Genomic DNA, 10,893 nt, shown 5'->3' on the forward strand with positions numbered 1-10,893 from the left:
TATGCGCAAATATTTGATACCATGTGTCTTTCTGGCAGGCTGCGGCAATCTCAACCATGTCGGCCGCGCGCCAGAGTTCTCTCCCCTCGAGGGCAATACCGAACATAACGCGATGTATTCCTCGCTGCCGGCCAGCGTCGATGACCGCGGGCCGACCGAGCAATCCTCGCTCTGGACCGCGCAGCGCAATTCGCTGCTGGGCGATCACCGCGCCAGCACCCGTGGCGATATTCTGACCGTGGTCGTGCAGATCAACGACCAGGCCACGATCAACGATTCCACCGGCCGCAGCCGGACGGGAACCACCAAGATGGGGATGCCCTCGCTGTTCGGCATCCCGCAGCGTCTGGATGCGGCCCTGCCCAATGGTGCCACCTCGGCCAGCCTGGTCTCCACCAACTCCTCCTCGACCTTCGCGGGCACGGGGAATGTCGCGCGCAACGAAAAAGTCACGCTGCGGCTGGCCGCCACCGTGGTGGAAGAGCTGCCCAATGGCGTCCTGCGGATCGAGGGGCAACAGCAGGTGCGCGTCAACAATGAAATGCGCGATCTGCTGGTGAGCGGCTATGTGCGGCCCGACGACATCTCGCGCCAGAATGAAATCACATATGACAAGATCGCCGATGCCCAGATCTCTTATGGCGGGCGCGGGCAGATCAGCGATGTCCAGCAACCGGCCTGGGGTCAGCAGGTCGTCGACAGCATCTCGCCCTTCTGATCATCATGATCCGCAAGATCCTCCCCCTGCTGCTGGGACTTGTCGGGCTTCTGATCGGCGCGGGCGCCGGGTTTTTTCTGCGCCCCGCCCCGCCGCCACCGACAGAAGCGGAAATTGCCAAGGCCGAGGAAGCCGCGAAAGCCGAGCCGCCCGATCCGGAGCATGCGCCCGAATACGCGAAGCTTTCCAACCAGTTCATCGTGCCGATCGTGCAAAAGGGCAAGATCGCGGCCATGGTGATCATCTCTCTCAGTCTGGAAGTGACCAAGGACAGCTCGACCGATGTCTACAATGCCGAACCGAAGCTGCGCGACCTGTTCCTGCAGGTGATGTTCGATCACGCCAATTCCGGCGGCTTCAGCGGCTCCTACACTGATGGGTCGAACCTGGTTGTCTTGCGCGCGGCGCTGGAAGAGGCCGCAAAGACCGTCCTGGGCGACAAGGTCAAGGATGTACTGATCACCGATATCATCCGTCAGGACAGCTGACCCCGCCGCTGGCGGATCTTCTGCAAGACCTGATCGCGTCCGAAGGCCCGAGCAGCCTCCTGCCGGGCTTCGACCCATTCCACGGTTTGTCGGGCGAGGATCAGATTGATCTCGCTGCGGCGCTGATCGGCCCAAAGCGCGTAGCGCATGGCAACCTCGCCCGCCAGAACCGGGGGCAGATCGGTCGGAGTGGCGGGCCGGTCGAGGTCGGCCAGAAGGTCAAGGCTGTTCTGCCGCGCCCTCGCTGCCTTTTCCAGCGCCATCATCCGGGTATCCCGCAGCAGGGCGCTGACCTCACCCAGCCGTTTCAGCTTTTCACGGTCGCTCATGTCTTTCTTCCTTTCGTCCGCTTCCGCATCGCCTCGGCAAAGCGGATCGCGGCGGCGACAGGCTTGTAATGTTCGGGGCGGATCGGCTGGCCCACCTCGACGCTGGCATAGATCGCGCGGGCCGTGGGCGGGTCGCGATGGATCGGCACGCCGGCCTCTGCGGCCTTTTCGCGGATGCGTGCAGCGATGTCGTCGACCCCCTTGGCCAGGCAGATTGGTGCGCTCTTGTCGCCGCGGCGCCATTTCAGTGCTACGGCGTAATGGGTCGGGTTGACGACGATGACATCGGCCTTGGCCACATCCTGAAGCATCTGGGTCAGGGCAATCTCGCGGCCCTTTTGCCGCCGTTGCCCCTTGGTGTGGGGGTCGCCCTCGCTGTCCTTGTGCTCTTCCACCGTCTCTTGCCGGGTCATCATGTTGCGCCTGCGGTGCTGCAGCCATTGCCAGCCATAGTCCGCCGCGCCGAAGACCAGCGTGGCCAGAAAGGCGAGGAAGAGGAAATGCAGGAGGATCCGCATCAGCAGCATCGCGGTCTGCCCCGCCGAAAAGCGCGGGCTCATCATCAGGGCATCGGCATAGTGCGGCACGATAACGAGGAGCAGCACACAAACGGTCACCAGCTTCACCAGGCTCTTGCCGAAGGCAAAGAGCCCCTCGCGCCCGAATTTGTGATCAAGGGCCGCCAAGGGAGAGATCCGCGACCACTTCGGCACGATCCGGTCCGGGGCGATGACAAATCCGCGCTGAACCGCGATTGCCCCCAGGGCAAGCGCCATCGGTATCAGTAGTATCGGCAGAACCGGCAGCATGAACGCGCCGAACAATCCCAGGGTCGGGGCCCGTCCGGAGGTGACCATCGCTTGCGAGAGCTGGTCGGACTGCGCGATCATCGTGACGGCGGCGCTGCCAAACCTGTTGAGCAGGAAACTTCCGCTGATCGTGGTGGCCAGTGCCGTTCCGCCATAGATGGCAGCGGTCGGCAGGTCTGCCGAGCGCGGCACGTCGCCGCGCTTTCGCGCCTCGTCAAGCCGCCGCTGCGATGGCTCGTGCGACTTTTCGCCATCGTCACTGCCACTACTCATGGCTGCAGCCGGAGGGGATTGACGAGAAAGGCCTCAAGCCCCTCCCCCCAGACCATCAGCATCAGGGGCACCATGACCGCCATCAGGATCAAGGCGCCGGCCGTCAGAACCGGCGCGCCGACGAGCGAGACCGGCATCTGCGGCATGGCGCGGTTGATGATGCCAAGCGCAAGGTTGTAGACGACCGAGGCGATCACGAAGGGCGCCGCGAGGGCAAAGGCCAGAACGGTCGCCTGCTCCACGCGCTGCAGGCCCCAGTCGGCCAGATCCGCCACGGCAGGCAGGCGGCCGGCCGGGAACATCTCGTAGGACAGGATCAGCAGGCTGGCGGCTTTCACATGCAGGCCGGCGCGGAAGGCGAGCGCGAGGCTTGCCATCGTCAAGAGATTGCCGATGGCCGGTTGCGGCTCCGGCGTCGTGCCCCCGAAAAGCTGGGACAGCGATGTCGTCTGCGCCACGATCGAGGCCGCCATCTGCAAGGCCAGGATGAAGAGGCGCAGACCGATGCCGATGACCAGACCGGCGAGAACCTCGACCGCCGCGGCGCGCGGGATCGATTCCAAGCCTGCAAGCTGCGCGGATACGGGCGGCAAGACAACGGCGGTGAGCATCAACGCCAGCACGAGGCGCACCCTTTGCGGCACCGATTGTTCGCCAAACCCCGGCATCAGGAAGACGCAGGCGCCGACCCGCAGAAACACCAGTACCGCCTGCCAAAGCCAGGCCTCGCTGATGCCGGCGGCCTGCATCATCTGCGTGATGAGGTCGTTCATACCGGCACCACGCCCACCAGCGCCGGTCGCGCCTCCACACCGATTTCCTCATAGGAGAGGACCGGCGCCGAAAGCCCCTTGGCCCCCATGACGTTGCGCAGGAACCGCCGCCGCATGGTTGAGGTGACAAGGGCCGGAAAGGTGCCGCTTTCGGCGGCCTTGTTCAGCTTCTCGGCCAAGCCATTGGCGAGCCTGCTGAATTGGTCGGGCGGCAGCGCCACGTCCCGCTGCCCCCGGTCGCCTTCGATCTGGTGGGTCGCGAAGGTCTTCTCCCATTCCGGAGACAGCTGGATCAGCGGGATCGTACCATCCGGACGGCGCAACTCGGCCACCAGCTGGAAGCCGAGCCGCTGCCGGACATGTTCGCAAATTGCCTCCGGCGTGCCGAGACCCCGCGCCTCGGCCGCCGCCTCGAGGATCAAGGGCAGGTTGCGGATCGAGACGCGCTCCTCCAACAGCAGGCGCAGGACGGTCAGCAGGGTATCCACCGGCACCTTGTCCGGCACCAATTCCTCCAGCAGGCGCTTGTTCTGATCGGCGCGTGCGGGATCGCTGACCTTGGTGAATTCGTCCATCAGGCGACGCAAGCCGCGCAGCGACAAAAGCCGCGCCAGATTGGCCTTGATCACCTCCAAAAGATGCGTGGCGAGGACTTCGGGTGGCGAGACGACCGTCAGCCCGGCGAAGACGGCATCTTCATGGGCGTCCGGCAGGATCCAGCGCGCCGGGGCCCCATAGACCGGCTCGCGGACATCGATCCCATCCGGCGCGGAAATCCCCTCTCCCAACAGAACGAGCACGCGGTCTGGGAGCAGCTTGTCGCGCACCTTCTCAACCCCCTGCAAGCGGATCGCATAGGTGCCCGGGTTCAGCGCTGCCTCATCGGTCAGCCGGATTTCCGGCAGGATCAGACCGAATTGTGCGGCGACATGATTGCGCATGTTTGCGATGCGGGCGTCCAGTCCGGTGGCCGGGTCCAGGACCATCGCCACGAGGTTGGGCGCAAACTCGATATGGATCTCGTCAAAGTCGAGCACATCGCCGATCGATTTCCGGGGCGGCGCCGCGGCGAGGGTTTCAACCTCTTTCGCAGGCGCCATGTTGCGCCGATGGGCGCGCCATGCCGCGGCAATTAGCGCACAAGCGCCTGTCATGAAAGGGAAAAATGGCATGCCGGGCACAAGTGCGATCAGCGCCATCAGCAGGGCGACCGTCCCCAAGGCCCCGGGATAGCGACCGAGCTGCGCAAAGAAGGAGATGTCGGTCGCCCCGACTGCCCCGCCCCGTGCCAGCAAAAGGGCTGCACCGACCGAGATGATCACGGCCGGAATCTGGCTGACCAGGCCATCGCCGACGGTGAGGATGGCATAGGTTTCAAAGGCTTTCGACACGGGCATGCCGTGGACAAAGACGCCCATGATCAGACCCATGACGATGTTGAGCGCGGTGATCATCAGGCCTGCCACGGCATCACCCTTGACGAATTTCGACGCGCCATCAAGCGAGCCGAAAAAGTTGGTCTCTGCCAGCTCTTTTTCGCGGCGGGCCTTGGCCTCGGTATGGGTGATGGCGCCGGCCGCCATGTCGGCGTCGATGGCAAGCTGCTTGCCCGGCATACCATCCAGGGCAAAACGGGCGCCCACCTCTGCCATACGCCCGGCGCCCTTTGTGATCACAACGAAGTTCACGATCAGCAGGACCAGGAAAATGACCAACCCCAACAATAGGTTGCCGCCCATGATGAACTCGGCAAAGCCCTGAATGACGTGACCTGCGGCGGCCGTGCCGGTATGACCCTTCCCGATGATCAACTTGGTCGAGGATACGTTCAACGAAAGCCGCAGCATGAGCGAGGCCAGAAGGATGGTCGGAAAGGCGGAAAATTCCAGCGGCCGTTCAATGAAAAGGGTGACCGTCAGCATCAGGATCGCCAAGGCAAAGGACAGGGCCAGCCCGATATCGAGGACCCACGCCGGCACCGGCAGGACCATCATCAGGATCACGCCCATCAAGGCCAGCGCCAGAAGGATCGTCGGACGGAACAGCGTTGCGGCATCGATCTTGAAGCCCGCCATCACGAATTGCCTCCGATCAGGGGGGCGCTCGCGCCGGTCACCGGAACGATCGAGCCCATGCCCCCCAGAGCGCCGGCCTGCAGCAGGGGAAAATTGTTGACGCGCGGTGGCCGCACCTCGGAAATGGCGGCGATGTGCGGTTTTTCGGGCGAATGCAGAACCGCTTTGACCTGGTCTACATAGGCCTGGGCAAGGTCCGGCGTGCGCGAATGGTATGCTGCCACTGCATCCGTCCAGTTGCCTTTCTCCTGATAAAGCGACTGCAGGAACCTCGCGGCATAGGTCGCATTCCTGACCGGATCAAACATCTCTTCATAGGTCGAGAAGCCTTCGCCATGCCAACGGATGTTCAGCTGAAAGCATCCGATGTCGAAGGTGCCTGTGCCGTCGGTCTCGTGGATCTGGGCGGCAGCGATGGCCTCGGCTTCGCTGTCGTAAAAGGCGCCTTTGCCATCGGCATTGATCGTCCAGGGCCAAGGCGTCAGGGCGCCATCCCGACGGCGGCCCGTTTCGACCCGCGAAATGGCCAGAAGGATATCGATGGGAACGCCCGTCGTTGCCGAAGCCTGAGAGGTCGCTCGATCGCACAGCATCGAAGGGTCGGCGGCGGCAAGGACCAGGTCCGCCCAGACGCATGAGACCAGCGTCAGAAGTAAATCGCCGATCCGGGAAAGTGGTCTGAGAATCACGGGTTTCACCCTGTCCGGCCCCTGTTGCGTGCCTGACATGAGCCTAGCGTCCAATCCTTACTGATCGGTAAGCACGGCCCTATTGCGAAGCCGCCGCCGGCGATTTGACCGCATCCAGCAAGGCAGAGATCGCTTCGCGGGTCGCGGCACTTTCCGCGACCAGGGCCTTGTTGCGGGTCAAAGGTCCGTCCGCCCCCGTTGGCCCGGCGGCCGCTGGGTCCTCGGCCACGGGCGCCACGACAGCGGCGACGTTTTTCCAGGGGTCGGGCCCCTCATGTGCCAGGACATCCCAGGCTTGCGACCGGCCCACCGCTGCCCATTGCGCCTCTGGCATGCCCAGTTGGGCATAGACATCGGCGGCGCCCTTTTCATCCTTCATCGCTTGCAGCGCGGCGGCCTTCACGTTCAAGGCGGCGGGCGAGGTGTCGGTTTGCAAGCGTGACAGCGCCTCTTGCGCTTGCCCCTGTGCCAGCGCGATGCGTGCGGCAAGGAGGTTCGGCGCCTGGGGATCCAGGCGAAGCCATGCCGATGCCTGGTCCGCAAGGCCAAGATCCAGCATGCGGGCTGCGATGGTCGCGGCCGCAGAGCGCGCCTCCATCGGCGGGTCCTGATCCGGGGACAGCGTGGCATGGTTCAACAGGGATGAATCCGGCCCGGCTTGCGCCAGCAAAGCCCAAAGGGTCGGCAGAGTATCCGGAGATTCAGCGGCCTCGGCGAAAGCCTTGTCGAAATCCCCGGAGGCGGCGCGGGCCAGCACGAGGGCGGAGCGATACCGCGGGGCTTCGGCACTGCCCTCTCTCTCCTTCAGGGCCTCTTCCAAGGCCTGGACCTGTTCAAAATCAACGGATTGCCCCAGCTTTGCCCTTTGTTCCACCAGATCAACCAGGGCATCCGAAGAGGACGGGCCGGGCCCGGCCGCCAAGGGTTCCAGATGCTGTTCGGCTTCCGCGGGGCTCCCAAGCGCGCGCGCCATCGCCGCCTGCATCAGGACGATTTCCGGCCCCGGATCGCCCGGCGCGCGCAGGATCGCATCGCGCAATCCGGTAGCCACAGGGATATCCTCTGTCGCGAGAAAACGATTGATCAGCCGCGGGCCGAGATGGCGCCGCAGATGCGCCGGCAGGGCCGAGAAATTGCGCAGGATTGCGGCCTTGCCCACGTCGTTCATCGGCAAAGCCTCGGGCTCGCCAAGAGCGGCCCAGAGCGCCGCGGCAGTGTCGCAATCCTGCATTCCTGCAAAAACCGGGCTGGGGTCCGGCTCGTCATCCAAGATACGCGCCATGCTGTCCCAGACGGGCCTGTCGGGCAAAGCGGTGGGGAAGGCGCGGGCCAGACTGCGCGCCTCTGCCCCGAAGCCCATGTAAAGCTGAAACCGGATAGCGCGGGTGACGGCATCCGCTTCGGGCTGGTCGAACTCCACCGTGAGGCCCTCGCGCTCCGGGCCGATCTGCTCTGCAATGGGTCGGCTGGAGCCCCAGGCCGGGATATCCAACTGCGCATCGGTGATGCACAGCGCGCCCTTTGCCGTCAGCGGCGCACGCTCTGCCCCTTTCTGGTGGATCATCAGGTCGGGCGTCTCTCCCAGATGGATCTGCACGGAAGGATCGCCCGGATCGGAAGGCTCTTCAGCCACTTTCTTCGGCTTTTCCATATCGACGATCCCCTGCGAGGCGCCGCGCGCCATCTCCTCGATCAGCGACTGGCGCAAGGGTTCCAGCGCGTGATCCACCACAAGCGGGGATTGGAAATAGGTCTTGGCCGGATTGGACGGCGCGTTGTCGCCGGACGCCAGGCCATCCCGCTGCAGGGCAAGATCCGTCCAGTTGTAGGCCGAGGCTGCCATGGCCTCGGGCGCCGCGGGCACGGGCTCTTCCGGTGGCCCGGGAGCGGGGACCGGGCTGTCGATCGGCTGTTCAAAGGAGGAGCCTTTCGGCGGTGCCCCGTCATGCAGATCAATGACGACGATGCCCGGGCGAAACTCGAAAGGCACGACATAGCAACTGCAGGCAATGCCCAGATGCAGATCGCCGGTCTTGCTATCGACCCAAAGGGCGGCCAGCCGGCTTTTTCCGATCAGATCGAAGGCCTTGGTCATGTCATAGGCCGGACGCTCCTCCTTCAGCCGCAGAGCATAGCCGTCAAGGGTCCGCCCCATTTGCCAATCTAGAGGGCGGTCGAATTGCACCACCAGTCGCGTGAAATCGGGATGTTCGCCCGACGTGATGATAGCGGGTCCGGCCTCGGCAGCCCGCAGCCCCAGGGCGAGCAGGGTGAAAGTCAGAAACCCCCTCAGCACATGCCATAACGTCATGCAGCATTGTCCTGTTTCAACCCGCGCAGAACCGCCTCGACATCGGAAAAACTCGGGCGGACATGGTGGGGCGTGTTCTGCCGGCCCACCTCGATGCAGATATTCGGCGGGTGGCGGTGAAGATTGGCGATCAGCACTTCACGGATGAGCATGTGGAAGTAATTGTCCTCATCCACCACGGCCTTGATCCGCGAGGCCATCGGGCCGATGAAGCCATAGGCCAGAAAGACGCCCATGAAGGTCCCGACCAGGGCGCCGCCGATCATGCCGCCCAGAATTTCGGGGGGCTGATCGATCGAACCCATGGTCTTGATCACCCCCAGAACGGCGGCGACGATCCCGATGGCAGGCATGGCGTCGGCCATGGATTGCCAGGCGTGGCTGCCGTGCAAGGCATGGTGATGCGCCTCTTCCATCCGCTTGTCGAGAACCTCTTCCACCTGGTGAGGGTCGTCATAGTTCATCGAGGCGGCACGCAGCGTGTCGCAGATCAGCTCCACAACCTCATGATCATGTTGAATTTTCGGATAGCGCCCAAAGATCGATGAGCCTTCCGGATTCTCGACATGCTCTTCCAGGGCGACGGGGTTGGAGCGCGCGATGCGGACGAGGTCGAACAGCAAGGCCAGCAGGTCGCGGTAATCACCGGGCTTCCATTTGCTGCCCTTGAACACCTTCCCAAGGTCCTTCATGGCCTGTTTGACCGTGGCGAGATCATTTCCCAGCAGAAAGGCACCGATCGCCGCCCCGCCGATCACGATCATCTCGTGCGGCAGCGCCTCGAGAATGATCTCCATCTTGCCGCCGGCTTCGATATAGCCGCCGAAGACCATGACGAAGATCATGATGATACCGACAATCGCTAACATGGCCTGATCCCACCTTTATATGCCCAAGCCATCAATGACATGATCCTGTTAAGAAACCCTGAGCCTAGTTCTTCGGCGCCAGGGCATTCCGCCCCGCAAGCAGCACCGAGACCTGATAGGCCTTGTCCGGCTTCATCCCGGTCATGATCGCCGCGGCTGAGGCGGGCTGCATCCGCCCGAGAAACCCGGCGGCAAATTCCGGCGCCATGGTCTGGAACAGGGTTGCGGCATCGGCGGGCTTCATCGCCTCATAGACGGCGGTCAACTGCGACAGATCCTTCTCGGAGGCGCCATCGGCGATCGCGAGGGTCTTCTTGAGCTCTTCTTCGGCGGCCTGAAGTTCCCCCATCCGCTTGGTGATGGCCTCGTTGGCGAGGGTCAGGGCCGACATCCGCTCTGCCATCGCCGCTTCCTGCGATTTGACCTGCGCCTCCCGCCCGGCCAGGGCCGCGGCAAGGGCCGCGGGCGGCGTCGGGCAGTTCATCGGGGCCGCCGGCGTTTCGGCTGCCGAATTCGCCAAGGCCGCGCCGATGCCGGAGCCGAGCCGCAAGGCGCCCGCCGAAGCAAGAATCACGGCGAGCAGCATCAGGACGCTGCGCCCTGACTTGGGTCTGCGCGGCTTCATTCTGCCGCCTCCATCTCGTTGCGGGTCGGTCGTCGGCGGATGAAGCGCAATTTGCGGTCTGCCTCGTCTTCGCCCTCTGCCGGCGGGCGGGGCGGGGCGGGATCGGGCAGATCATGCATCGAGGCCAGCAGCAGTTCGATCCGCGTCGCCACGGCCTCGGCCCTGACCGTCAGGCTTTCAAGGCTGGCCGCAGAGCCCGTGGCCGCCCCGCGCGCCTTGTCCAGCGCCTTTGTCATGTCATCGACCTGGGCAGACAGAACGGCAATGGCACCGCCCATGCCGGTTTCCAGAGTGGTGAATTTCTTCAGACGCGCCGATAAGACATAACAGTAGATCGCGGCGCCGAAGGCACCCGAAGCGAGGAGAATATCCGAAATCAGGTTCATCTTGCCCTCTCAATCCAGCACGAATTCAGTGATGAGCAGGTCACGCACACGCCCCTCGCCGGTCACGATCTGGATGCGGCGCAGCATTTGCGAGCGCAGCCGCACCAGCGCGTCGGGATCCTCCAGTTCGGACACCGCAACCGCCCGGAGATAGCCGTTCAGCACATCAAGGATACGCGGCGCGAGTTCTTCCACCTCGATCTGCTTTTCCTTCGCGACCTCGAGCTGGGCGGTGAAACGCAGGTGATGATTCTCGGCCGCCTTGCCCAGGGAAATCGTGACGGGTTCGACCGGGACGAAGGCAATCTCTGCCGTATCGCCACCCTCGGCCTCCTTGGGTTTGGCCTCGTGCCCCGGCGCCAGGATCAGACCGGAATAGACGGCATAAAACCCACCGCCCCCCAGCACAAGGAACAGCACCAGCCCGATGATCAGCGGCAGTTTCGACTTCTTCTTGGGGGCCGCATCCTGCGGCACTTCGGCTTCGGCCAAAGGGACCTCCATCCACGCTATGGAGTGAAGATAGACCCATTCCTACTAACCGATTG

Annotated in this window: 12 protein-coding genes; 2 read left to right on the top strand and 10 right to left on the bottom strand. The window is 63.9% G+C overall.

The window, feature by feature from the left end:
* The first annotated feature begins 1 nt into the window (after position 1).
* Both flgH and AC1DZT_RS05480 read left to right on the top strand, forming a co-directional pair.
* Positions 2-718 carry a flagellar basal body L-ring protein FlgH gene (flgH, locus tag AC1DZT_RS05475; protein WP_478005603.1) on the top strand — a complete coding sequence of 239 codons (717 nt, stop codon included), beginning with the start codon at positions 2-4 and terminating at the stop codon, positions 716-718.
* 5 nt (positions 719-723) lie between these two features.
* A complete protein-coding gene (locus AC1DZT_RS05480; RefSeq protein WP_478005604.1) occupies positions 724-1,206 on the top strand; it encodes a flagellar basal body-associated FliL family protein in 483 nt (160 codons plus the stop codon).
* Here the strand turns inward: AC1DZT_RS05480 and AC1DZT_RS05485 are convergent.
* The 10 genes from AC1DZT_RS05485 to AC1DZT_RS05530 all read right to left on the bottom strand — a co-directional run bounded on the left by AC1DZT_RS05485 (position 1,194) and on the right by AC1DZT_RS05530 (position 10,837).
* The gene (locus AC1DZT_RS05485) at positions 1,194-1,535 is read right to left on the bottom strand and encodes a hypothetical protein (RefSeq protein ID WP_478005605.1); all 342 of its coding nucleotides are present in this window, start codon (positions 1,533-1,535) and stop codon (positions 1,194-1,196) included. The genes AC1DZT_RS05480 and AC1DZT_RS05485 overlap by 13 nt on opposite strands.
* Positions 1,532-2,617, bottom strand: coding sequence for an EscU/YscU/HrcU family type III secretion system export apparatus switch protein (locus tag AC1DZT_RS05490; RefSeq protein ID WP_478005606.1), 1,086 nt, complete (start codon positions 2,615-2,617; stop codon positions 1,532-1,534). The genes AC1DZT_RS05485 and AC1DZT_RS05490 overlap by 4 nt, the downstream gene beginning before the upstream one ends.
* Positions 2,614-3,390, bottom strand: a complete 777-nt coding sequence (locus AC1DZT_RS05495; RefSeq protein ID WP_478005607.1) for a flagellar biosynthetic protein FliR — start codon at positions 3,388-3,390, stop codon at positions 2,614-2,616. Before AC1DZT_RS05495 ends, AC1DZT_RS05490 begins: the two co-directional genes overlap by 4 nt.
* The gene (gene flhA, locus AC1DZT_RS05500; protein WP_478005608.1) at positions 3,387-5,465 is read right to left on the bottom strand and encodes a flagellar biosynthesis protein FlhA; all 2,079 of its coding nucleotides are present in this window, start codon (positions 5,463-5,465) and stop codon (positions 3,387-3,389) included. Before flhA ends, AC1DZT_RS05495 begins: the two co-directional genes overlap by 4 nt.
* Positions 5,465-6,154 (bottom strand): lytic transglycosylase domain-containing protein, encoded by a 690-nt coding sequence (locus AC1DZT_RS05505; protein ID WP_478005609.1) that lies wholly within the window; start codon positions 6,152-6,154, stop codon positions 5,465-5,467. Before AC1DZT_RS05505 ends, flhA begins: the two co-directional genes overlap by 1 nt.
* A gap of 79 nt (positions 6,155-6,233) precedes the next feature.
* A complete protein-coding gene (locus AC1DZT_RS05510) occupies positions 6,234-8,465 on the bottom strand; it encodes a hypothetical protein (RefSeq protein WP_478005610.1) in 2,232 nt (743 codons plus the stop codon).
* The gene (motA, locus tag AC1DZT_RS05515; protein ID WP_478005611.1) at positions 8,462-9,334 is read right to left on the bottom strand and encodes a flagellar motor stator protein MotA; all 873 of its coding nucleotides are present in this window, start codon (positions 9,332-9,334) and stop codon (positions 8,462-8,464) included. Before motA ends, AC1DZT_RS05510 begins: the two co-directional genes overlap by 4 nt.
* A gap of 64 nt (positions 9,335-9,398) precedes the next feature.
* Positions 9,399-9,959, bottom strand: coding sequence for a MotE family protein (locus AC1DZT_RS05520; protein WP_478005612.1), 561 nt, complete (start codon positions 9,957-9,959; stop codon positions 9,399-9,401).
* Positions 9,956-10,345, bottom strand: coding sequence for a hypothetical protein (locus tag AC1DZT_RS05525; protein ID WP_478005613.1), 390 nt, complete (start codon positions 10,343-10,345; stop codon positions 9,956-9,958). The genes AC1DZT_RS05520 and AC1DZT_RS05525 overlap by 4 nt, the downstream gene beginning before the upstream one ends.
* Before the next feature lie 9 nt (positions 10,346-10,354).
* Entirely contained in the window at positions 10,355-10,837 is a 483-nt protein-coding gene (locus AC1DZT_RS05530; protein WP_478005614.1) for a flagellar basal body-associated FliL family protein, read from the bottom strand.
* Positions 10,838-10,893: the final 56 nt, after the last annotated feature.

It is taken from the genome of Rhodobacter sp. P1_C2, from assembly GCF_056406375.1.